This window comes from Bradyrhizobium sp. GW821-FHT13H05 (genome assembly GCF_058804065.1).
On record NZ_JBXAPO010000012.1, the window covers coordinates 45,280 to 66,874 of the forward strand.

At 63.7% G+C, this 21,595-nt stretch carries 21 protein-coding genes; 7 read left to right on the top strand and 14 right to left on the bottom strand.

Going from position 1 to position 21,595, the window contains the following annotated elements; all coding sequences use genetic code 11:
• The first annotated feature begins 63 nt into the window (after positions 1-63).
• The 3 genes from rpoH (at position 64) to AC1RR3_RS28490 (ending at position 2,132) form a co-directional block, all read left to right on the top strand.
• On the top strand, positions 64-963 hold the full coding sequence (rpoH, locus tag AC1RR3_RS28480; RefSeq protein WP_492826880.1) for an RNA polymerase sigma factor RpoH: 900 nt from the start codon (positions 64-66) through the stop codon (positions 961-963).
• 186 nt (positions 964-1,149) lie between these two features.
• Positions 1,150-1,491, top strand: a complete 342-nt coding sequence (locus AC1RR3_RS28485; protein ID WP_492826882.1) for a hypothetical protein — start codon at positions 1,150-1,152, stop codon at positions 1,489-1,491.
• A 293-nt stretch (positions 1,492-1,784) separates the two neighbouring features.
• Positions 1,785-2,132 carry a hypothetical protein gene (locus AC1RR3_RS28490; RefSeq protein ID WP_492826883.1) on the top strand — a complete coding sequence of 116 codons (348 nt, stop codon included), beginning with the start codon at positions 1,785-1,787 and terminating at the stop codon, positions 2,130-2,132.
• 73 nt (positions 2,133-2,205) lie between these two features.
• On the opposite strand, the gene AC1RR3_RS28495 is transcribed toward AC1RR3_RS28490, so the two are convergent.
• From AC1RR3_RS28495 to AC1RR3_RS28540, 10 genes are all read right to left on the bottom strand, one after another.
• Positions 2,206-2,829, bottom strand: coding sequence for a peptidoglycan recognition protein family protein (locus tag AC1RR3_RS28495; RefSeq protein WP_492826885.1), 624 nt, complete (start codon positions 2,827-2,829; stop codon positions 2,206-2,208).
• Between the two features lie 34 nt (positions 2,830-2,863).
• A complete protein-coding gene (locus AC1RR3_RS28500) occupies positions 2,864-4,075 on the bottom strand; it encodes a GGDEF domain-containing protein (RefSeq protein ID WP_492826887.1) in 1,212 nt (403 codons plus the stop codon).
• 666 nt (positions 4,076-4,741) lie between these two features.
• Positions 4,742-5,353 (bottom strand): LysE family translocator, encoded by a 612-nt coding sequence (locus AC1RR3_RS28505; protein WP_492826889.1) that lies wholly within the window; start codon positions 5,351-5,353, stop codon positions 4,742-4,744.
• A 47-nt stretch (positions 5,354-5,400) separates the two neighbouring features.
• Positions 5,401-7,122, bottom strand: a complete 1,722-nt coding sequence (gene ggt, locus AC1RR3_RS28510) for a gamma-glutamyltransferase (protein ID WP_492826891.1) — start codon at positions 7,120-7,122, stop codon at positions 5,401-5,403.
• A 2-nt stretch (positions 7,123-7,124) separates the two neighbouring features.
• On the bottom strand, positions 7,125-7,760 hold the full coding sequence (locus tag AC1RR3_RS28515) for a pyridoxamine 5'-phosphate oxidase family protein (RefSeq protein WP_492826893.1): 636 nt from the start codon (positions 7,758-7,760) through the stop codon (positions 7,125-7,127).
• Between the two features lie 33 nt (positions 7,761-7,793).
• Positions 7,794-9,089 (bottom strand): ArgE/DapE family deacylase, encoded by a 1,296-nt coding sequence (locus AC1RR3_RS28520; protein ID WP_492826895.1) that lies wholly within the window; start codon positions 9,087-9,089, stop codon positions 7,794-7,796.
• On the bottom strand, positions 9,086-10,774 hold the full coding sequence (locus AC1RR3_RS28525) for an ABC transporter ATP-binding protein (RefSeq protein WP_492826897.1): 1,689 nt from the start codon (positions 10,772-10,774) through the stop codon (positions 9,086-9,088). The genes AC1RR3_RS28520 and AC1RR3_RS28525 overlap by 4 nt, the downstream gene beginning before the upstream one ends.
• Positions 10,771-11,604 (bottom strand): ABC transporter permease, encoded by an 834-nt coding sequence (locus AC1RR3_RS28530; RefSeq protein ID WP_492826898.1) that lies wholly within the window; start codon positions 11,602-11,604, stop codon positions 10,771-10,773. Before AC1RR3_RS28530 ends, AC1RR3_RS28525 begins: the two co-directional genes overlap by 4 nt.
• Entirely contained in the window at positions 11,604-12,605 is a 1,002-nt protein-coding gene (locus AC1RR3_RS28535) for an ABC transporter permease (protein ID WP_492826900.1), read from the bottom strand. Before AC1RR3_RS28535 ends, AC1RR3_RS28530 begins: the two co-directional genes overlap by 1 nt.
• Positions 12,602-14,179, bottom strand: coding sequence for an ABC transporter substrate-binding protein (locus AC1RR3_RS28540; protein ID WP_492826902.1), 1,578 nt, complete (start codon positions 14,177-14,179; stop codon positions 12,602-12,604). Before AC1RR3_RS28540 ends, AC1RR3_RS28535 begins: the two co-directional genes overlap by 4 nt.
• Before the next feature lie 211 nt (positions 14,180-14,390).
• Here AC1RR3_RS28540 and AC1RR3_RS28545 point away from each other — a divergent pair, with 211 nt between their 5' ends.
• Positions 14,391-15,251 (top strand): AraC family transcriptional regulator, encoded by an 861-nt coding sequence (locus AC1RR3_RS28545; protein ID WP_492826904.1) that lies wholly within the window; start codon positions 14,391-14,393, stop codon positions 15,249-15,251.
• On the opposite strand, the gene AC1RR3_RS28550 is transcribed toward AC1RR3_RS28545, so the two are convergent.
• Positions 15,248-15,622, bottom strand: coding sequence for a response regulator (locus AC1RR3_RS28550; RefSeq protein ID WP_492826906.1), 375 nt, complete (start codon positions 15,620-15,622; stop codon positions 15,248-15,250). The genes AC1RR3_RS28545 and AC1RR3_RS28550 overlap by 4 nt on opposite strands.
• A gap of 142 nt (positions 15,623-15,764) precedes the next feature.
• Between AC1RR3_RS28550 and AC1RR3_RS28555 the strand changes: the two genes are divergently transcribed.
• A complete protein-coding gene (locus tag AC1RR3_RS28555; RefSeq protein WP_492826908.1) occupies positions 15,765-16,601 on the top strand; it encodes an SDR family NAD(P)-dependent oxidoreductase in 837 nt (278 codons plus the stop codon).
• 153 nt (positions 16,602-16,754) lie between these two features.
• Here the strand turns inward: AC1RR3_RS28555 and AC1RR3_RS28560 are convergent, their stop codons facing one another.
• The gene (locus AC1RR3_RS28560) at positions 16,755-17,561 is read right to left on the bottom strand and encodes a lytic murein transglycosylase (RefSeq protein WP_492826910.1); all 807 of its coding nucleotides are present in this window, start codon (positions 17,559-17,561) and stop codon (positions 16,755-16,757) included.
• 152 nt (positions 17,562-17,713) lie between these two features.
• Here AC1RR3_RS28560 and AC1RR3_RS28565 point away from each other — a divergent pair, with 152 nt between their 5' ends.
• Positions 17,714-18,649, top strand: coding sequence for an OmpA family protein (locus tag AC1RR3_RS28565; RefSeq protein WP_492826911.1), 936 nt, complete (start codon positions 17,714-17,716; stop codon positions 18,647-18,649).
• 574 nt (positions 18,650-19,223) lie between these two features.
• Positions 19,224-19,460, top strand: coding sequence for a hypothetical protein (locus tag AC1RR3_RS28570; RefSeq protein ID WP_008135904.1), 237 nt, complete (start codon positions 19,224-19,226; stop codon positions 19,458-19,460).
• Between the two features lie 58 nt (positions 19,461-19,518).
• On the opposite strand, the gene AC1RR3_RS28575 is transcribed toward AC1RR3_RS28570, so the two are convergent.
• Positions 19,519-20,427, bottom strand: coding sequence for a DUF817 domain-containing protein (locus AC1RR3_RS28575; protein WP_492826913.1), 909 nt, complete (start codon positions 20,425-20,427; stop codon positions 19,519-19,521).
• 140 nt (positions 20,428-20,567) lie between these two features.
• A complete protein-coding gene (locus tag AC1RR3_RS28580) occupies positions 20,568-21,341 on the bottom strand; it encodes a hypothetical protein (protein WP_492826915.1) in 774 nt (257 codons plus the stop codon).
• Positions 21,342-21,595 lie beyond the last annotated feature (254 nt).

Here is a 21,595-nt window from a genome sequence, read left to right on the forward strand (position 1 = left end):
AACACAGCGGTCGTCTGCCTGGCCCGCCGCTATCGGGGGCCTGAACCTTTGGAGGGGCTTACAATGGCCCGTACCGCTGCTCTGCCGGTCCTCAATGGAGAATCCGGCCTTTCTCGTTACCTCGCCGAAATTCGCAAGTTCCCGATGCTGGAACCCCAGCAGGAATACATGCTCGCCAAGCGTTGGCGGGAGCATGACGATCGCGACGCGGCGCACCAGCTCGTCACCAGCCATCTCCGTCTCGTGGCCAAGATCGCCATGGGCTATCGCGGCTACGGCCTGCCGATCTCCGAGGTCGTCTCGGAAGGCAATGTCGGCCTGATGCAGGCGGTGAAGCGTTTCGAACCCGAAAAGGGGTTCCGTCTCGCCACCTACGCGATGTGGTGGATCAAGGCGTCGATTCAAGAGTACATCCTGCGTTCCTGGTCGCTCGTGAAGATGGGCACCACCGCGAACCAGAAGAAGCTGTTCTTCAACCTGCGCAAGGCGAAGAGCAAGATCAACGCGCTGGACGAGGGCGATCTCCGCCCCGACCAGGTGAAGATCATCGCCAAGCGTCTCGGCGTCACCGATCAGGACGTGATCGACATGAACCGCCGCCTCGGTGGCGACGCGTCGCTCAACGCTCCGATCCGCGACGACGGCGAAGCCGGCGAATGGCAGGACTGGCTGGTCGACAATACGCCCAACCAGGAAGCCATGCTGGCCGAGCACGAGGAGTATGACGAACGCCGTGTCGCGTTGAACGGCGCCATGGGCGTGCTCAACCCGCGCGAACGCCGCATCTTCGAGGCCCGCCGCCTCGCCGATGAGCCGATGACGCTGGAAGACCTTGCCGCCGAGTTCGGCGTGTCGCGCGAGCGCGTCCGCCAGATCGAGGTCCGCGCCTTCGAGAAGGTGCAGTCCGCGGTCAAGGGCACGATCGCAAGGGCCGAACAGGCCGCGCTGGAAGCCGCGCATTAGGCGCGGTTTCGCCGGCGCCAGAGATTGGCGGATCGAGAAGAGACGAAAAGCCGGCGGCAACGCCGGCTTTTTTGTTTGTGTGAGGTGCAGCATGTTCGCGCAGACGCCGGCCGCGCTTCTTGAACCGGCGTCGCCGGTCAACCGACCCAAAGTATCGGGCGCAGCACCAAGAGAACGGACACCGCCGTGTCGATCATCCTGCAATCCACCGTCGGCGGCTTCTCCGCCCAGTTCATGCGCAAGCTGCCGCTGGTCGAGCAGGCGATGCGCGAGCACGGGCTCGACCCCGCCGAGTTCGTGATCTCCAAGGACTACGCCTCGACCGCGACGATCCCGATCATGGGGCCGTTCTTCTTTAACTACAGCGTGTTCTTCGGCGACGAGACATTCACCGTCACCGAGCCGAACGACATGGTATTTCTGGATTACTTCTTCAAACGCGTGCTGGCAGCAGACGGCCCGCCGGAAGTGCCGCGGCGGCCGGGATTGATCCGGCGGTTGCTCGGCTGGATGGCACAACCGGTATGAGGTCATCTCGCTCCACTTGTCGCAGGACGCGGGCTGGTGTATGTGCTGCCGCCCCGGCGCACTACCGCGCCACTTTGCTCACGCTCTTAAGGGAGGCGGCATGAAGTTGAGATCGACACGTTCCGACCGCCACCGCCCACAGGTGACCGGCGATCGGTCATGAGCTGAGCGCCGCTTCGCGGCTGTTCTTCATTCATCCAATCTGGTTACGAGGGGCGTGACGCAACACGGCGTCGCGCCGTGTCGTCATGTATTTGCGGTTCGTTACACCGCTCATCCACCCGCACAGCCGCGTGGAGAGCGGCTTCTTTCGCGCGTCCTGGTACGTCCAGCGAAACAACTGTCCGGACTGGATTCGGCAGGAGCTCTCGGACCAGTTCGCCTGGTTCGCGCAGCATCTGCCGCTTCCCGGGCGCATCGCGCGGCACTTCAAGCGGCGCGATTCGATCTGGGGCATTTGCTGGTTCGATCCCCGAGCCCGCGAAGCGGTCAGCCGCGCGCGTTACTGCGCCTGGCTGCTCGAGGAGGGTGGCCTGCCGGTGCGTACGATCACGACGTCGCACCAGCGTGAAGTGATCTGGCGCGATGCGCATCAGATCGTCACGAAGCCTTCGGCCGATCTTCCCAAGGCATTCCCCTGAACGGGCAACTCCCGAACGTGGAAGGCACGCTGAAGCGCGATGAGATTCGATGAATCGTCATCGCGCTTCAGCCCTACTCTCCCCACGTCCGCGCCAGCGTCGCGAGCCAGCAGCCTTCGCAATAGCGCGCGTCCTTGTAGTCGATCCAGTTGTGCGCATAGACGCGGTCGAGCGGGATGCCGTAGCGCGAGCGCAGCACCTTCACGAGGATCTTCCATGCCGCGACCTGCGCATCGGTCGGGCCGGCCGCGACATCCGGATAGTTGCCGGCGAACTCGACGCCGATCGAATTGTCGCGCACCACCTGGCGATAGGTCGGCCTGTTGTCGATGAACTTGTTGTCGTTGCGGTTGGCGCCGTCGCCATGGGTCGGCACCAAATTTTCCGCGACCGCCCAATAGACCGTGCCGTCGGTCTCGACCCATACCGTGACGCCGCGGCGCGTTGGGTTCTTCGACTGCTCCGCCGCGCCGCCGCGCGCCGAGCCCGCCGGTCCCTCGGTCTGGTGCACGATGATGTTGCGCCAGGCATGGGCGTTTTGAACGTCGCCCCACGGCGCAAGCCAGACGATCTTCAGGCCGGGAATATCAGGCGAGCCGGAGGCGCGCGCGAGCTTTGCGAGGTCGGCGTCCGTTGCAGCGGTCGGTGCGACCAGAATGATGGCGAGAAGTGCGGCGAGCAGGCGGGAGATCATCATACGGGTCCAATGCGGACCCAAATCCTAGCAGGCTTTACGCGAATTTGCGCGCGGCCTGACCGAAGCCGTTCGGCTCGGGCGAGAGCGGCGGGGCCGGATCGTAGACGGCAAAATCGTTCTTGCCGTTCTTCTTGGCGGCATAGAGGGCGTGATCGGCATGCGCGATCAGCCGGTCCGGGAACTGGCCGATGCCGCTGTCCCATTCGGCAACGCCGATCGAGATCGCGATCGGGATGTCCTTGGGCGTGCAGGCGGCGGCGTCCTGGCGACAGACCTCGAGCACGCGGCGGGCGATCGTGGCCGCCTCGCGCAGGGATGACGAGGGCAGCACCACGCAGAACTCGTCGCCGCCGGTGCGGGCGAGCATGTCGCCCGGCCGAAGCCGCGTCTGCGCCATCAGGGTGAAGTGTCGCAGGCAGGCGTCGCCCGCGGCATGGCCATGGGTGTCGTTGATGGTCTTGAAGCCGTCGAGATCGATCACCAGCAGCGAGAACGGCTCGCCGCTGCGCTCCGAACGGGCGCATTCCTCGGACAGGCGCTGCAACAGATGTCGCCGGTTGGCGACACCGGTGAGATCGTCGAGCAATGCGAGGTCGGCGACCTCGCCCCGCAGCCGGTCCATCGCCATCAGCAGGAAGCCGAAATTGAGCGTCATCGACAGAAACAGCAGCCCCAGCACCATCACGGCATGGGTCTGACCGCCGGCGGCCGCCGAGAAATCGTAGCCCAGCAGATTGCCCGCGGTGCGAGCGAGGAAGATCGCGATGGTGGCGAGGATGACGATGCCGGACAGCCGGGCGCCCGGACTGACGCGGCCTTCGGGCGGCAACAGCAGCAGGTGCAGCGACAGCGCCAGCGGGAGGGCCTGGCCGATCGTGTAGCTGAGCATGCGCAGCTGCATGTGATCGAAACCAACCATGAAGAAGACGACACCGCCGAGGCTCAAGGCGCCCGTTACGACCATGATGCGCCAGGACACCGGCCGGTCGTAAAAGCGCTGGATGCCCATGGCTGCGAGGCAACTCGCCGCGATGACACCGGCAGCGCCGAACAGAAGGGGCAATGGAGAAGAGACGAACAGGCGCAGCAAGGCCGTCATTGCGCCCGCCGAGCCGACGAAGGCCGATGCCATCCAGAACCGTGCCGCCGCGAATTTCGGATAGGAGCGCGTCACGTAGGCCCAGATCAGGCCGAGCGCCAGGAAGTTGACGACGAAGACCGTCCAGAGTGTCGGTACGTTCAGCATGGCGCCCGCAGCGCGCGTAGCGTCACGCCCCCTGTCTGTGGCAGCCGTTCGTCCATCACCCATCCCCGTTTTCTTGCGGGGAACAATGCGCGGGTTGCACTTAACGGAGTCTCACTGCGACCCTTCAAACCGCGTCCTTGGTTTTGGATTCATGAACGGCGCGCGCGTTGTCGGATCGTTAGGCATGTCGCTGGCGACGCGCCACTTGCGCTGCGATGCGGATTCGCGGGCAAAAATCACCCGAAAATGCATCTGAGCTGTGGATAACGCGATGACACGGATGTGACAGCAGAGGGCAGCGGCCTGCGAATCTGCTGAGTTTGTGTTCGAGGATGTTGCGAGGCTGGCCCTCCGCCGAGCATCCCTCGTGTCGCGTTTAACCATGAACCCTTGAGAGGATACTATGGCTAAGAAAGCGAAGAAGGCGGCGAAGAAGAAGGCGAAAAAGGCCAAGAAGGCGAAGAAGAAGTAACGAGGCTTCTTTTTCTTTGCCCGGGTGGAGCCTCGCTCCGCCCGGGCTTCGGGTGGGATTGAGAGAGATTGAAGGTGGCGGGCGCAAGGCCCGCTTTTTTATTGGCTGCCTTGTCGCGCTCCGCTCTCTCTCACTCCCTCTCCTCGCCGGCGGGGAGAGGTGAAGGAAGGAAGCGGGGAAAAGGTGAAGAGCGCCTACCTTTCAGCAAACGCCAGCTTGGCACCGAGCATCGCAAAACCGGCGGCAAAGCTGCGGCGCAGCCAGGCCATGACACGGGGGCGGGAGATCACGCGCTCGCGCACCGAGGCGGCGCAGAGGCCGTAGACGACGAACACGGCAAAGGTCATCGCCATGAAGGCGCCGCTCAACTCCAGCATCCGCGCCAGCACATGCGCCTCGTCCAATGCGATGAACTGCGGCAGGAACGCGAGGAAGAAGATCGAGAGCTTTGGATTGAGGATGTTGATGAGAAAGCCGGTGACGATGACCCGGCCGCTCGACCTCTCCTTGATCTCACCCTCCACCGCCAACGCCCCGGTCTCGCGTAACGCCTGCCAGGACATGTAGAGCAGATAGAGCACACCGCCCCATTTCAGCGCAGCAAAGGCGAGCGCGCTGGTGTGGAGCACGGCGGCCAGGCCCAGCATCGCCGCCATCATGTGCGGAACGATCCCGAGCGTGCAGCCGAACGCCGCCGCGACGCTGGCGCGCGAGCCGCGGGTCAGCGCCGCAGCCAGCGTGTAGAGCACGCCGGTGCCTGGCGAGGCGACGACGATGAGCGAGGTAAGCAGGAAAGACCAGGACATGTCCTGTCACTACCATCCCTGCCCCACCCCGAGAAGTCACGACCCGGTCAGCGCGGCCGACGCGGATCGGGCCAGAACGAGGTGCCGGCGCGGGCCAGGCCGCCGCCGACGCCCATCGGCACGCCATCGGCGCGCCAGCAGGCCGCGCCTGTCATCTCGCCGTCGAGCCCAAAGCCGATCGCACACATGCCGCCGCCGACATGGGCGGATGACACCACGGGATGACCGAGCGCCGTGAGCTTCTCGCGCACGCCAGCAGCCATCCCGGTCTCGATCTCGGCCTCCTGGCCCCAAGAGAAGATGCGCGGCGCCTCGACCGCCTCCTGAAGGCTCATGCCGTGGTCGACCAGGTTGATGACGGCCTGGAGCACGCCTGCGGGAATCCGGTGCGCGCCGGGCATGCCGACCGCGAAGGCCGGCCGGCCCTCGCTGAGGCCGATCATCGCCGAGATGCCGCTGGTGATGCGCTTGCCCGGCGCCAGCGACAGCGCGTGACCAGGATGCGGGTCGAACAGGTACATGTAATTGTTCGGGATGATCCCGGTGCCTGATATCATGATGCGCGCGCCGAACAGCGAGTTGATGGTCTGGGTCGAGGTGACGATATTCCCGTCACCATCGGCGATCGTGACATGGGTGGTGTTGGCGGACTCGTTGGTGCCCGTCGGCGTGGTCTGGATGCCGACGCCGGCGGCATAGGTGCCGACGCGCGCAGGATCGATTTCGGCGCGGCGCCGGGCGGCGTAGTCCTTGGAGACAAGCTGCTCGACCGGCACCTTGACGAAGGCCGGGTCGGCCGTCGCCGCGCGGCGATCGGCGGCGGCGATCTTCAGGGCCTCGAGCATCAGATGGATCGTCTCGACCGTACCGAAGCCGGACTTGCCGATGTCGTAGGCTTCCAGGATGTTGAGCATCTGGATGATGTGGACGCCGCCGGACGCGGGCGGCTCGGGGCCGATCAGCTCGACGCCGCGATAGGTGCCGCGGACAGGTTCGCGTTCGATCGTCTTGTAGGCCTCGAGGTCGGCGGCGGTCAGGAACGAACCCGCCTTCGACAATTCATGCGCGATGACGTCGCCGAGGCTGCCACCATAGACCGCCCGTGGCCCTTCCTTGGCGATGGCGCCAAGCGTCTCCGCATATTCGCCCTGCACCAGGAGTGAGCCCGCCCTGAGCGGCCTCTCCTTCGGCAGGAATTTGGCCGAGATCGCGGCGTTGCGTGACAGGTCCGGCGCCATCTCGGCAATGCAATTGGCGAGATAGGGCGTGACCGCAAAGCCGCGGCGCGCATGCCGGATGGCGGGCTCCATCACCGAGTCCAGCGGCAGCTTGCCGAACCGCTCCAGCGCCTCGCACCATGCCTTCAGCGTGCCGGGCACCGCAACCGCAGCCGCACCGACGGCGTTGCGGCGCCCCTCCGTCTCCATGTAGTCCGGCCACCGGTCGGACACTGGCTTGTAACTGTCGGGACGGCAGGCCGCCGGCGCGGTGGACAGGCCGTCGATGGTGGTAATGCGGCCATCCGCAAGCCTGATCACCGCGACGCCACCACCAAAAATGCCGACCATCATCGGCTCGACCACGGTCAGCGTGAACAGCGCCGCGACGGTCGCGTCGATCGCATTGCCGCCGGCGGCCATCATCTCGAGCGCGGCAGCGGAAGCCAGCGGATGATTGGTCACGGCCATGCCGCGACGGGCGGTCGCCGGCGTCTTCTCGCAATCGAACAGCGTGCCTGCCCGTTGCCGCCAGGATATCAGATCGGTCATTCTCAATAGAGCCTCGTACGGTACGCTTCTTCCATCGTCTTCTCGGCCTCTGCGACCCCGATGGCGGCGGTTTGCTCGGCGATGATCCGGCCGAGCGTCGGAAAGCTGTTGCGCTCGACCTGCGCGGCCGGATTCCAGAGCTTCGAGCGCATCAGCGCCTTGCCGCAGTGGAAATAGGTTTCCTCGACATGGATCTTGAGCCCGATGATGGGGACGGCGTTCTGCACCGCGAGCGGCGTCAAGAGCTCGGCATCTTGCGATATTTCGGCGCGGCCGTTGACACGCAGGGTCTCGTTGATCCCGGGCACCAGGAAAATCAGCCCGATGCCGGGCGAGGCGATGATATTGCCAAAGGTGTCGACACGGTTGTTGCCGCGCCGGTCGGGGATCAGCAGCGTCTTGTCGTCGAGCACGGCGACGAAGCCCGGCGCGTCGCCCCGGGGGCTGGCATCGGCGTGACCGTTGCCGTCGCTGGTGGCGAGGACGAGGAACGGGGACAGGGCGATGAAGTCTCGGCAGAACTTATCGAGATGATCGAGAACCTTCTTCTCCGCGAGCGGGCTGAGCTGCCCGAAATGCGCGCGCAGATCCTCCTGCGACTTGACCGGCGGCTTGCCGCCTGCACCCTGGCTGTCCATTCACGAACCTCCCTTTGTGTTTCCTTCTTTGAACTACTTCGCCTCGATGCCACACCAGCTCGCCGTGAACAGTGCGAGCGCCTTGGTAACCCGCTTCACCGAAGCGAGATCGACGCGCTCGTTGAAGCCGTGGGCGCCTTCCATCTTGGCCCCGAAGCAGAAGGCGGGAACGCCGAAGTCGAGGCCATAAAAGCGTGCGTCGGTCAGCGCGGTGGACGAGAAGCTGGTCAGCTTGCGGCCGAACACGTGCTCGTAGACCGGAGCCAGAACGGCTTCGCTCTCCTGAATGTCGGTCGCCTCGTAGCCCGGCGACAGGAAGCCTGACCAGACGATCTCCGGTGGGTTGTTGGCGAGGAACGGATGCGAGCGCGCCGCCTTGGCGACGAAATCCACGATCTCGGCCTGGGCGTCGGCGATCTTCCAGCCGGGCAGGACGCCGATGCGGCAATCGACATCGCACCAGGCAGGAACGCTGGAGGCCCAGTCACCGCCTTTGATGATACCGGGATTGAAGTTGAGCGGATGATCGACCGACTTGAACGAGGGATGCGTCTTGGCGCGCTCGTTCCACTCGGCTTCGAGACCTTCGAGCTTCTGGATCAGATGAATGGCAGCCTTGATCGCATTCGAGCCGGTGCCGGCGCGCGCGACATGGACGGGTATCCCGCGCACTTTCAGGCGGAACCAGATCACCCCGACCTGGGCACGCATCAGTTTTTCGTCGGTCGGCTCGGGCAGGATGCAGGCGTCGGCGCGATAGCCGCGCTGGAGGGTCGAGAGCGCGCCGAGGCCGGTACTCTCCTCCTCGATCACCGATTGCAGGTGGATGCGGCCCTTGGGCTTGTAGCCCGCTTCCTTGATCGCATCGAGTGCATACAGCGCCGAGATGGTGCCGGACTTCATGTCGCCCGCGCCGCGGCCATAGAGCCAGCCGTCCTCGACCACCGGCTGGAACGGCGGCCGCTCCCACATATCGAGCGGGCCCACCGGCACCACGTCGCAATGCCCCTGAAGGATCAGCGAGCGGCCCTCTTCCTTCCTGGGCCGAAAAGTGCCGACGACGGAGCGCGCGCGCGAAAAATCGGTCTCGACCGGACCGTAGCCCGGCAGCGTCTTCAGATCGTCCTGATTGATGACCCAGTCGTCGACCTCGTAGCCGCGCTCGCGCAGCAGCTTTGCGAACATGTCCTGGCAGGGGGCTTCCGCAGCTCGCGTGCTCGGAATGGCCGTGAACGCGATCGTGGTCTCGACCTGCCGGTCGAAGGCGGCATCGACGGCGGCCTCGATGCGCTCGCGCGCGCCGGCTGGAAGGGGAACGCTGTCGGTCATGAACTCATCCTTGCTGTCGGAATTTTGCCGGCCGCGCTGGCAAAGCCCGGCTGGTCGAAGAAGTCGCGGCCCGGGATCGCATCGAGCAGGTCGCGGGTGTAGGCGGCTTGCGGCGCCGTGAAGACGTCAGCGGTCGCGCCCTCTTCCACGATGCGGCCCTTCTGGAGCACGATGACGCGGTCGGCGATCTCGGCGGCGATGCGCAGATCGTGGGTGATGAAGACCATCGCGAGCTTCATCTCCTGACGGAGCTCGGCGAGCAGCGCCAGCACCTGGGCCTGCACGGAGACGTCGAGCGCGGAAACCGCCTCGTCGGCGATCAACACGCGGGGCTTCAGCGCCAGTGCCCGCGCGATGCAGATACGCTGGCGCTGGCCGCCGGAGAATTCGTGGGGGTAACGATCGGCGGCGACGGCGTTGAGGCCGACCCGCACCAGCAGCTTTTTCGCCTGCTCCATCGCCTCGCTGCGCGACGTGCCATAGGCCATCGGGCCGCGCGCGATGGCGTCGCCGACCTTCTGGCGGGGATCGAGGCTGGCAAAGGGATCCTGGAACACGATCTGAAGCTGCTTGCGCGCCTGGCGCAGCGCCTCACCGCGCAACAGGCGCAGATCCTGGCCGTTGAAGCGGATGGCGCCGCCGTCGGGCTCGGTCAGCCGCATGATCATGCGTCCGAGCGTCGATTTTCCGGAGCCGGACTCGCCGACGACGGCAAGTGTCTCGCCCTCATGTAACGTCAGCGAGATTCCGTCGGCGGCGACGACCTCGCGCGGCGGCTGTAACCAGCCCCGCTTGACCCGGAATGTCTTCTGGAGGCCGACGACCTCCAGCAGCGACTCTGGCCGGATGGTCTTGTGACGGATGTCGTCGAGCCGCGCTTTCGGCACCGCGTCGATCAGCTCGCGGGTGTAGGCCTCCTTGGGACGGCGCAGGACTTCCTCGACCGTGCCCTGCTCCACCACCTTGCCGTGACGCAGCACCACGACGCGGTCGGCAATGTCGGCGACGACGCCGAAATCATGGGTGATCAGCAGCACGCCCATGCCGCGGTCGCGGCGGAGATCGTCGATCAGGCGCAGGATCTGGCGCTGGGTGGTGACGTCGAGCGCGGTGGTCGGTTCGTCCGCAATCAACAGCGCCGGCCGGTTGGCCATCGCCATCGCGATCATGACACGCTGGCGCTGGCCGCCGGAGAGCTCGAACGGGTAGCTCCTTTCGAGTAATTGTGGATTGGGCAGGCCGACCTGGGTCAGGAGCTGCTGCACGCGCGCATGCACCCCGGCTGCCGACGGCGTCGGCTGCTGGTGGGAGAGGATCATCTCCTCGATCTGCTTGCCGACACGCTTGAGCGGGTTCAGTGAGGACAGCGGCTCCTGAAAAATCATCGCGGCATCGCCGCCGCGCAGGCGCCGCAGCGCGCGCCGGTCGAGCTTGGTCGGATTCTGCCCCGCCACCATTACGGCGCCGGAGGCAACCGCAATGCTTTTCGGCAACAGCGACAGTACCGCATGCGCGATCATCGACTTGCCCGAGCCGGACTCGCCGACGAGGCAAACGACCTCGTTCGGCTTGACGTCAAAAGAGACGTTCTCGACGGCGAACGGACGATCACCGCCTTCGGGCAGTGCGATCGAGAGATTCTCGACCGCCAGCACCGGAGTCCTGGTCTGCATGGGGTCACTCATGACCGGCGCCTCGACACACGCGGGTTGAGGACGTCGGAGAGGCCCTCGCCGAACAGATTGATCGCAAGCACCGTGATGAGAATGGCGAGCCCCGGAAACACACTCATCCACCAGGCATTACGGATCACCGTGCGCCCGGCACCGATCATAAAGCCCCAGGACATCAGATTGGGATCGCCGAGACCCATGAAGGACAGCGCGCTTTCCAGCAGGATGGCGGTCGCGACCGTCAGCGATGTCACCACCAGGATCGGCGAGATCGCGTTGGGCAGGATGTGGCCGAGCACGATGCGGAAGGTGCCCTCGCCCTGGCACAGCGCGGCCTCGACGAATTCGCGATTGCGCAGGCGCAGGAACTCGGCGCGGGTGAGGCGCGCCAGCGGCGGCCAGCTCACTGCCCCGATGGTCAGGATGATCGTGAACAGCGACGGGTTGAAGGTCGCAACCAGGAGGATCGCGAGCACGAAGGCCGGGATGGTCTGGAACAGTTCGGTCATCCGCATCAGCACCAGATCGATCTTGCCGCCGAAATAGCCTGATATCGCACCAATCGTGACACCGATCACCATGGCGGCCATGGCCGAGGCGATGCCGATCACGAGCGACACACGGGCGCCATAGGCGACACCGGCTGCGACGTCGCGGCCAAGCGTGTCGCCGCCGAGCAGAAGACCGTCCTCGCCGGGCGGCGTGAAGGGTGCGCTGACCATTTCCCAGGGCGAGACCGGGAACACGATGGGCGCGATGATCGCCGCGACGACAACGATCAGCAGCACGACGAGGCCAACCATGCCCGAGGGATGACGCAGGAAGGCGCGGACCGCATCCATCACGCCGCTCCCGTGGTCATGCGGGGATCGATCAGCTTGTATATCAGGTCGGTCAGGAGATTGAGCACGATGACCACGATCGACAGAATGAGAAAGATGCCGAGCAGCACGGGATAATCGCGCTGAAGCAGCGCATCGAAGGTGAGCCGTCCAAGGCCCGGCCAGGCGAACACGGTCTCAATCACCACGGCGCCGCCGACCAGCGCGCCGGCCTGCATGCCGGCCACGGTGACGACCGGCACCAGCGCGTTGCGCAGCATGTGGCCGACCACGATGCTCGGGCCGGACAGGCCCTTGGCACGCGCGGTCTTGATGAAATCCTGCTGGGCCACCTCGATGATCGAGGAGCGCATCAGCCGGGCATAGATCGCAAGATAAATTGCCGCCAGCGACGTCACCGGCATGATCATGTGTTTTGCGATGTCGAGCGCATGCGCGAGCGGCGAGAGTTTGACGTTGATGGTTTCGTAGCCGAACGGCGGCAACCAGCCGAGCGTCACCGAGAAGACCAGCACGAGCATCAGCCCGAGCCAGAACACCGGCGTCGCATAGAGCACCAGCGACAGCACGGTGAAAACCGTGTCCAGCACACTGCCGGCAGCTAGTCCCGCGAGCGCGCCAAGGGTCGTGCCGATCAGCAACGCGAGGCAGAAGGCCGTCACCGTCAAAAGAAGCGTTGCTGGAAGGCGCTCGAGGATGAGATCGACCACCGCGCGGCGCTGGCGATAGGAATAGCCGAGGTCGAGCCTGATCACACGGCCAAGATAGCTCGCGAGCTGCACCGCGTAGGGCTTGTCCAGCCCATATTCTTTCCGCAGATCCTCCAGCAGTTTGGGATCGGACGCGCCGGATTGCCCGGCCATGACCTGGGCGGGGTCGCCGGGGGCGGCCCGCACCAGCACGAAATTGAAAGTGGCGATGACGAGGATGACGGCGATGAGCTGGGCGATCCGGCTCAGCGCCATCAGCCCGATCATCGCCGCGCTGCCGAGACGGATCACGATTTGTAGACCGACCCGAAGGTTTCGTGCGAGCCGATGCCGGTCGACACGACGTTCTTGAACGCCTTGTCGTAGATGATGGGATATTCGAGCTCCAGCGTCCAGGCTACCGGCACGTCCTCGACCAGGATCGCTTGCACCTTGGAATAGAGCTCCTGGCGCTTGGCCTCGTCGAGCGTGACCGCGGCCTCGTCGAACAGCTTGTCCACCTCGGGGTTGGAATAACCTTCCGTGTTCGAGAACAGGATGCCCTTCTTGATGTTCGAGGAGACATAGGTGCGGGAAACGCCGAGCGCGGGATCGCCGAGCTGGTAGAGCAGGTTCTGGGTCATCTCGTAGTCCCAATTGCCGACCTTCTCGGCCCAGCCGGCCATGTCGGTGCCGACAAGGACGAGATCGATGCCAACACGGGCAAAGCTCTGGCGGAAGAACTCGCCGGCGCGCTGATAGGATTCGCCGTAAGGCGGCACGACATATTTGATCTCGGCACGCTTGCCGTTGGCATCTAGCTTCAGGCCCATCTCGTCGAGCAGCGCCTTGGCCTTCTCGATCGAATAGTCGTAGCGCTTGACCTTGCCATCATAGAATTTCGTCTTGGACGAGATCGGGCCGGTCGCGACCTTGGCGTTGCCGAAATAGACGCGCTTGGCGAGCGCGTCGCGGTCGATCAGGTGCATCACGGCCTGGCGGAAGCGCTTGTCGTTCATCGGCGCGATGCGGTTGTTCATTTCGAGCCATTGATGCGGCGCGAAATATTCATAGCCCTTGGTGGTGACTTCGAGATTCTTCTGCGCCTTGAAGCGTTGCACGTCGAAGAACTCGACGTCGGTCCATTGCGCGAGCTGCACGGTGCCGTTCTCCAGCGCCAGCGCCCGCGAGGCCGAGTCCGGGATGATGCGATAGATGATCTCGTCGAGATAGGGCTGGTCCTTGAGATAATAGCCCTCGTGACGCACCAGATGCACATGCGAGCCGCGCACCCACTCCTTCAGCTTGAACGGGCCGGTGCCGATCGCCTTGTCGTTCAGCGGGTTCTTGCGAAAGTCGGTACCTTCATAGATGTGCTTGGGCAGGATCGGCGCCGAGGTGCAGTCGAAGCAGCCGAGGAACGGCGCAAAGGGCTGCTTGAGCTTGAACACGACGGTGAGCGGATCGGGCGCTTCGGCGGAGGCGACGCGCGCAAAATTCTGCCGCGCGCGCGGATGCGTCTCGGTCAGCACCTTCATGCAGCTGAACACGACGTCCTCTGATGTCATCGGCTTGCCGTCGTGGAAGGTGATGTTGGGAAACAGCTTGAACGTATAGGTGAGGCCGTCGGGTGAAATCTCCCAGGACTGCGCCATGCCGGGCATCGGTTTGAGATCATCGCCGTATTTGAGAAGGCTCTCGTAGATCTTGCCGCCGAGCGTCAGCGTCGGCTGCTGCTGGTTGAATGCGGTCACAAGCAGCGGCGGCTCGGGCTGGATGATGGTGTTGAGCGTTCCACCGCGGGTCTGGCCGGCTGCGCGCGTGATGCCGAAGGGGATGGCGGCGCCCGCGGCCAGCATGGCCTGGGTGAATTCGCGTCTGTTCATCGAGCTCTCCGTGGTCGCATATCGACGTGAGAAGGACTTTGCCACGCGACGCATTCGGGTTCAGCGAATGTCGTGGGCGCGCGTATTGTTGCCAAACGCTCTGTCCCGCGCTACCTGATCGGGGACAATAACCATCGCGATCGGGCCATATCTGGCCCGGAAGATGCATAAGAGCCTTGCGAAAAGGACTTAAACCGGGAGCTCACGACACGTGAAAATCGCAGCGCGGCGAAATGACACTGGTGACTTGCGCGTCGGCCACAAGCAGGTGGGCCCTGCAAATGTCGCACGCTATGCCGGACAACTTCAAAAGGTCGAGCGGCCGGTCGGCGCGATGACCGCAATCTATCCGAACGAAAGCACCAGCACGCGGCACGCGCATCGGCGCGATCAATTCATCCTGCAGATCGCGGGCGTGACGGCGATGATGACCGAGCGCGGCCATTTCGTGATCCCGCCCGGCCATGGCCTGTGGATTCCCGCCGGCGTCGTGCATCAGTCGCGCGCCTGGGGCGAGGTCGAGGCGCAGACGATCTACGTCACGCCGGACCGTGAGCAGAATGCCGCCGATACGTGCCGCCTGATCCGGGCCTCCTCGCTGGTCGAGGCGCTGATGGACGAAGCCGTGCGCATGCCGCAGACCTACGACCAGGATGGACGCGACGGCAAGCTGATCGAATTCCTGCTCACCGAGATCGCGCGTATGCCGGAGGTGACGCTGCATGTGCAGATGCCGCCGGACCCGCGTCTTGCCGCAATCTGCAAGGCGGTGCTCGGCGATCCCTCCTCGGACCTCACGCTCGATGATTGGGCCGACAAATGCAGCCTCAGCCGGCGGACACTGACACGGCTGTTCCGCCGCGAGACCGGCCAGAGCTTCTCGGCCTGGCGCCAGCGCGTCCGCCTGCTGGAAGCGCTGGCGCGATTAGGTGCCGGCGAGGCCGTGACTTGCGTCGCGCTCGACGTCGGCTACGACAGCCCGAGCGCGTTCGCCGCGATGTTCAAGCGCGAACTGGGCGCCGCACCGCGGCACTATCTGCGCTGGACCGAGCGGGAGGTGGTGCTGCGTTAATTCAGCTGCGCAAGCTCGGCTTCGCGCAGCACGTCGAGCGGCGCCCACGGCTTGGCCCAGAATTTGGCGCCATCGGGCAGGGCTTGCATCAAGGGGCGGCCGGAGGTGACGACAACGTCCAGCTTCGGATTCCGGTCCTTCGCGACATGAGCCAGCTCGACGCCGGTCATGCGGCCCGCGAGCTGCACGTCGGTCAGCATCAGGCATAGCACGCCGGCATTCTTGTCCAGCACACGCTCGGCCGCCTCGGCACTCTCACACTGGATGACCTGATACCCGCTCTCTTCCAGCAGGAGACTGAGCATCTCCCGCTGCATGGCGTCGTCTTCGACGATGAGTGCTGTTGCCGTAAATGGTTCTGATGGTCCCATCGATGGCTCCCAATGCTGCCGCTTCCGTCCAAGTCACGTAAGTTCAAGTCGCGTATGTTAAGGAGCCAGCTTGAATACGGTTCAGTTCCATTCTGAAAAAATGTAAATCATAGTTCCCTAATCGGAGCTGGAGGGGGAATCCATGACAGCGATTCGCGGCGCCGCCGCCATCACGGGAGCGGCGAGCGGCATCGGCCGGGCCCTCGCCATCGAACTTGCCCGGCGCGGCTGCGACCTCGCGCTCGCCGATCGAGACGAGGCCGGGCTGAAGACGCTGGCCGCCGAGATCGGACCCGCACGCAAGATCAGCGTCCATCGTGTCGACGTCAGCGAGGCCGGCGACATCGCGCAATTCGCCAGCGAAGCGCTCGCCGCGCATCCTGCGCTTGGCATCGTCATCAACAATGCCGGCGTGGCGCTGCTGGGCACGTTCGAGGAGATCGATCAGGCGCAGATGGAGTGGCTGTTCGACATCAATTTCTGGGGCGTGGTGCACGGCACGCGCGCCTTCTTGCCGCATCTGAAGACGATGGAAGCGGCGCACATCGTCAACATCTCCTCGATCTTCGGCATCATCGCGCCGCCGGGACAATCGGCCTATGCGGCAGCCAAGTTCGCGGTGCGCGGCTTTTCCGAGAGCGTGCGGCACGAGCTCGCGGTAGCGGGGAGTCCGGTCAAGCTGTCGGTGGTGCATCCCGGCGGCATTGCCACCGCGATCGCGCGCAATTCGCGCACCGGGGTCGGCGTCACCGACAACGCCCGTCGCTCGCAGATGATCGAGCGGTTCGAGACTGCGGCAAAGACGACGCCGAAGGATGCCGCGCTCCGCATCATCAGGGGCATCGAGAAGAACGAGCCCCGCATCCTGATCGGCAACGACGCCCGCTTCATGGACCTGTTGCAGCGCTTCCGCCCGGGAACATACTGGGCGCCGCTGCAGCGGAAGCTGGAGAGGATGGCAAAGGGGGCGAGGAAGTAGTCAGGCGCGCAAGAGCGCTTCCTCACACTGCGCTGTCATTCCCCGCGAAAGCGGGGAATCCAGTACGCCGCGGCCTCTCTGCTCTATCGCTGCCGCCTCTGGAATACTGTCATCGCCCGCTTTCGCGGGCGATGACAGTGAGTATGCAGCCGGTCACTGCCCCGCCAGCCGATCGGCAAAATACCCGATCGTCTTGCGATAGATCACCGCCCTGTTCCACTCGCGCATCGCCTCGAAATTGGCGGTGCCCTCGCCGTAGGGCTGCCCCATCTTGAAACCGCTGGTGTGGAGCAGGTTCGCGGTCGAGGCGAGCACGTCGGGCACGCTGTGGCGAAGGTCGACGTGGCCGTCGCCGTCGAAATCGACCCCGTATTTGATATAGGACGACGGCAGGAACTGGGTCTGGCCGATCTCGCCGGCATAGGCGCCGATCAGGTCGCGCAGCGGCAGGTCGCCGCGCTGCACGATCTTGAGCGCTGCGAGCAGCTCGCCCTGGAAAAGCTCGGTACGGCGGCAATCATGCGCGAGCGTCGCGAGCGTGCGGATCACCGGCAGCTTGCCGATGTCGCCCTTGCCGAAATCGCTCTCCAGGCCCCAGATCGCAACCAGGATATAGCGGGGCACGCCGAACTGCTGTTCGATGCGCGAGAGCAGAGCGGCGTGACGCTGGAGCAGTGCCTTGCCGCCATTGATGCGGCCGGGGCCGACGCGGGTCGAGACATACTGCTCAAAGCTCTTGTTAAAGGTGTAGCGCTGGCGCCGGTCGAAGGCGAGCACCGCGCCGTCCTGGGTGATGCCGCTGAAGGCCGCGCTGGTCACGCCCGCCGAAACGCCGGCCGCTTGCGCTTCCGCGGTCATGCTGGCGACAAAGCTGTTGAAGTCGCCACCGCAGCGGGCAGCCTGCGCCGATCCCCCGGCCAGCGAGAGGACGAAGGCGGTGGCGAGAAGCGGTCTCAACATACGGGAAAATCCTCAAGAGGTGCGCGGCGGGGGGCGGATCATGCCCGGGAACAGGATTCGCGTCAAAGCGGCAAAACCTCGTCAGAACCGATCCCGCCATGGGCGCGACTAACGAACAGCGCTCACCCCGTCCCCAACCGATCGAGATGACCATGCCCATTCCGTACCGGATGCTTGCTGTCCTTGCTTTGCTCTCGTTCGAGACCATCGCCCCCGCCGCCGCGCAGACGCGCGACGTGGCGGGCGCGCGCGACTATCCCGGCATCGGCCGGTTCGCCGGCAGCGTCATCACCGGCTACGTCATGAAGGATTTTGACGCGACGCGGATGCAGGCGGCCGCGTTCAAGGACGGCCAGCCCACCGACGCGCGGCGGCTGGAAGGCCGGATCTTCCGCATCGCCTATCGCACCAATCCCGGCCCCTCGATCCTGGAAGTGTCGCGCAATTTCGAGACGCAGCTCGCGAAAGCCGGCTTCGAGACGCTGCTTGCCTGCGACACCGATGCCTGCGGCGCGATTCCCTTCACGGAAAGCATCGATACGCTACCGGTCCCGCAGATGTGGGTCGACGGTTTCAACTACCGCTATTTCGCCGGCCGCAAGACCGAGGGCGGGCGCGAGACCTATGCCAGCGTCATCGTCAGCCAGAACAACCAGGACATCACTGCGCAGGTCACCGTCGCCGAGCTCGGCGCAATCGCAAACAAGATGGTCGACGCCGCCGCGATGGCGAAAGGTCTTGGCGAGACCGGCCACATCGCGCTCTACGGCATCTATTTCGACACCGACAAGGCCGTGCTCAAGCCCGAGAGCCGCCCGACGCTGGAGCAGATCGCAAAGCTGCTGACGAGCCAGCCGCAACTCAACGTCTTCATCGTCGGCCACACCGACAGCCAGGGCGCTTATGAGTATAATCTCGATCTGTCGAAGCGCCGCGCGGAGGCGGTGGCAGCTGAGCTGGTGAAGAATTTCCGCATCGCGCAGACGAGGCTGCGCACCGCCGGCGTCGGATTGCTGGCGCCGGTCGGCTCGAATGCCACGGACACCGGACGCGCGCTGAACCGGCGCGTGGAGCTGGTGGCGCCATAAGGAAGCACAACACCCGCGCACGCCTTGAGATGTGCACCGCGAAGATGGAACCAGCGTGCGCGAGCGTCACAGTATCCGCACGCAGACGGGAAGACATGCAGCCCAACGCGCATTCCTACAAGAGCGCAACTCTCGCTGCATCGCGAGAGCGAGAAATATGAACAAAGTGATTTGATGGCCTAAACAAATACTGCTTCGAAGACTGGAGATCGCGATCAACGCATATCTGATGCGCTCGCTGCGACACCAGCGCCGCCACGATTTACCTTGCCACGGCATGGCGCAAGTTATATTGTTCTATTTTAGGTTGTTGCCCCGCCAGCCCCGGGCGACGCTGAAGACCAAAAATAAACGGCGGGCTTTGCGGCCCGCCGTTTATTGAGGCGAGGGTCCCATCGACGGACTTCATCGGATTTTACGCAGCGCTGGCGCGCCGTCCTGCCCCCGAACCTCTCGCCAGCGAACCTCGTCGATCGATCGCGCAGCCCGTTCTGCCGCCGAAAGGCCGCGGCTGACCACCGGAAACCCGCCAAAGTCATTTGACTATGGCGCCCTGATCGACGACAAGCCCGCCATGGCCAAAAAACCCGGAACCAATCCCAAGGGCGAATTCGCCTTTTTCAACGTCTTCTATGAAGACGGCTCCCAGCGCTCGAACCGGCGCGTGCCTTCGGAGCTGCTCGGCGGCCTCGACGGCGATGAGCCGGCGCGCGGCTTCATCATGGAGCAGGACCGCGAGATCGCCGAGAAATCCGGCCGCCCGCCGCTGGCGATCAAGGACCTCGAACGGGTCGGGGCGAAGAAGAAATAGCCGCCATTCGCATCGAAACGGCAACCTCGCCGCGCGCGAAACCGCTCGCCGGATCGGACTAGACCGCCTCCAACTCGGGCATGACCGGAACGGTCCGTCGCGGCTCGACCCGAACACGCGGCGTGTTGATCAGGCTCACCAGCGTGTAGCTGATGATGAGCAGCAGGAACCACGAGCCGAACTTGGCGGACGAGACCATCGCCCATCCGTGGCTCTGGGACGGATAGAGCCACGTCCTGGTGAAGGTCCCGATATTCTCGGCGAACCAGATGAACAGCGTCACCAGACCGAGACCGAGCAGAAGCGGCATCGAACGGTATTCGCCCCAGACCTTGAAATAGATCGTCGTGCGCGCGAACAGCAGCGCGGCCGCGGCAAACAGCACAATCCGCAGGTCCGGCACGTAGTGATGGGTGAAGAAGTTGGCGTAGATCGCGATGCTCAGCGCAACCAGCGCCCAGCGCGGCGGATGCCGCTCGAAGCGAAAATCGAACAACCGCCACACGCGGCAGAGATAGCTGCCGATGCATGAATACATGAACCCGGTGAACAACGGCACGCCGGCAATCCGAAAGAAGCTCGGCTCCGGGTAGATCCAGGAGCCGACCGAGGTCTTGAAGATCTCCATCACCGTGCCGACGACATGGTAGATCACGATGATCTTCGCCTCATCCAGCGTCTCCAGCCGCGCCCCGAGCAGCACGATCTGGACCGCGATCATGCAGAGAAACAGAAAATCATAGCGCGCCAGCGGCGCGCTCGCGGGATAGAAGCGCCAGGTCGCAATCATCAGCGCAACCGCGATGCCGCCGAACAGGCAGGCCCAGCCCTGCTTGATGCCGAAGCGAAGGAACTCATAGACGATTGCCGTCGATCGTCGGCGTGCCATGAAGCGCCCGAGGCGCCGTTCGCGGATGATGAAACGGCGGAGCGGCGGCCAGGTCTCCGCGGCACTCGCCGGTGTCATGCCGGGTGCGGACTCGTCGGGCCGGGGCGATTGATGGGGAGCGTGATGCACGATTGGAACCGTGATGGGCGATCGCGGTCAAAAAATGACATGCGACAGCAATCGTTGCGCAACCTGCAAACTGGAAGCGCGTCTAGAATTTAGCCATTCGAGAACCAGCGCTTCAATTCACTATCGGAAGCTATAACGCTACGCAAATCGAGTTTCTGAATTAGCATTCTTAGCGTTATCGAAATGCTTTCGACTGACGCTTCCAACATGAGGAAGTTTTCGTTGTCCTTTCGCGTTCCGCTCATGCCGCGAAGGTGGAATTTCGTTGGCTCTCCGCCGTACAGATCCATGGTCTCAGGATATCGACCGTGAACGTAGTTTGAAAAATTCAAGTAGATATTCGAGAGTAGCTTAGATGGGACGACATTGGAGAATCGATCAATCGTGCCGGCTTTATCCATATCGCTGACGTACATGCTCCCGACAGATTCATGAACAAGCCCCTGCCGCAATTTAGGCCGCTTATAGTCCGACGGGCTATTTCTCCTAAAGTCAGCGAAATACTCCTGGATATGACGATCAACATCTTCGGCTAAACTGCCATCGTCTTTTCTAGCCGAGAGCACATATTCGATATGAGATTTGAACTCGATTACCGTTCGCAAGAGAACGTAGAGTTCTTGCGTGTAGCCCGATCGGACGAGTTCTATCGATGCATTTAGAGCGCTAACTGCCCTTACTGCCTTTAGAAGGCAAAAATGTCGCAAGTCCGGTTTGCCGTATCGAAAGCCAAAATGCTGCAATCCCGAATCATAGAACAGCGGTGGAGGTAGGCTCTTTGCAAAGGCCCCCAAAAATCTTTCCAAGTGCTCCAATCGATTTGAAAGAATTGCTAGCTTGGATTTGAATTCCGTATTGTTCATCAGCGGCCCCCGAAGCTAACCAGCTCACTGTGTCCACATCCTCAAATAACTCCTCGTTCACGGCGGTAATCTTGAACGGTGTTGGCGGAGGTATCTTAGTGGCTTTTGGCCTGTGAATAGGTTGGAGATCGGAGCTAATTTTGCATCACTATCACCTTCAACTCTTGCGCGAATCGTCGCCTGTCCCTAGCTCTATAACGTTGGCAATCGCTTCTTTTCCGAAAGCGGCCTCACGACGGTGATCTGTCAAGAGC

Excerpts from the sequence above, each read along its gene's own strand:
- rpoH (WP_492826880.1), top strand. The coding sequence starts at position 64 with ATGGCCCGTACCGCTGCTCTGCCGGTCCTCAATGGAGAATCCGGCCTT.
- AC1RR3_RS28570 (WP_008135904.1), top strand. The coding sequence starts at position 19,224 with ATGGCCAAAAAACCCGGAACCAATCCCAAGGGCGAATTCGCCTTTTTC.
- AC1RR3_RS28500 (WP_492826887.1), bottom strand. The coding sequence starts at position 4,075 with ATGCTGAACGTACCGACACTCTGGACGGTCTTCGTCGTCAACTTCCTG.
- AC1RR3_RS28540 (WP_492826902.1), bottom strand. The coding sequence starts at position 14,179 with ATGAACAGACGCGAATTCACCCAGGCCATGCTGGCCGCGGGCGCCGCC.
- AC1RR3_RS28550 (WP_492826906.1), bottom strand. The coding sequence starts at position 15,622 with ATGGGACCATCAGAACCATTTACGGCAACAGCACTCATCGTCGAAGAC.
- AC1RR3_RS28560 (WP_492826910.1), bottom strand. The coding sequence starts at position 17,561 with ATGTTGAGACCGCTTCTCGCCACCGCCTTCGTCCTCTCGCTGGCCGGG.
- AC1RR3_RS28515 (WP_492826893.1), bottom strand. The coding sequence starts at position 7,760 with ATGGACAGCCAGGGTGCAGGCGGCAAGCCGCCGGTCAAGTCGCAGGAG.
- AC1RR3_RS28525 (WP_492826897.1), bottom strand. The coding sequence starts at position 10,774 with ATGAGTGACCCCATGCAGACCAGGACTCCGGTGCTGGCGGTCGAGAAT.
- AC1RR3_RS28565 (WP_492826911.1), top strand. The coding sequence starts at position 17,714 with ATGCCCATTCCGTACCGGATGCTTGCTGTCCTTGCTTTGCTCTCGTTC.
- ggt (WP_492826891.1), bottom strand. The coding sequence starts at position 7,122 with ATGACCGATCTGATATCCTGGCGGCAACGGGCAGGCACGCTGTTCGAT.
- AC1RR3_RS28555 (WP_492826908.1), top strand. The coding sequence starts at position 15,765 with ATGACAGCGATTCGCGGCGCCGCCGCCATCACGGGAGCGGCGAGCGGC.
- AC1RR3_RS28505 (WP_492826889.1), bottom strand. The coding sequence starts at position 5,353 with ATGTCCTGGTCTTTCCTGCTTACCTCGCTCATCGTCGTCGCCTCGCCA.
- AC1RR3_RS28495 (WP_492826885.1), bottom strand. The coding sequence starts at position 2,829 with ATGATGATCTCCCGCCTGCTCGCCGCACTTCTCGCCATCATTCTGGTC.
- AC1RR3_RS28530 (WP_492826898.1), bottom strand. The coding sequence starts at position 11,604 with ATGGATGCGGTCCGCGCCTTCCTGCGTCATCCCTCGGGCATGGTTGGC.
- AC1RR3_RS28520 (WP_492826895.1), bottom strand. The coding sequence starts at position 9,089 with ATGACCGACAGCGTTCCCCTTCCAGCCGGCGCGCGCGAGCGCATCGAG.
- AC1RR3_RS28580 (WP_492826915.1), bottom strand. The coding sequence starts at position 21,341 with ATGAACAATACGGAATTCAAATCCAAGCTAGCAATTCTTTCAAATCGA.
- AC1RR3_RS28575 (WP_492826913.1), bottom strand. The coding sequence starts at position 20,427 with ATGACACCGGCGAGTGCCGCGGAGACCTGGCCGCCGCTCCGCCGTTTC.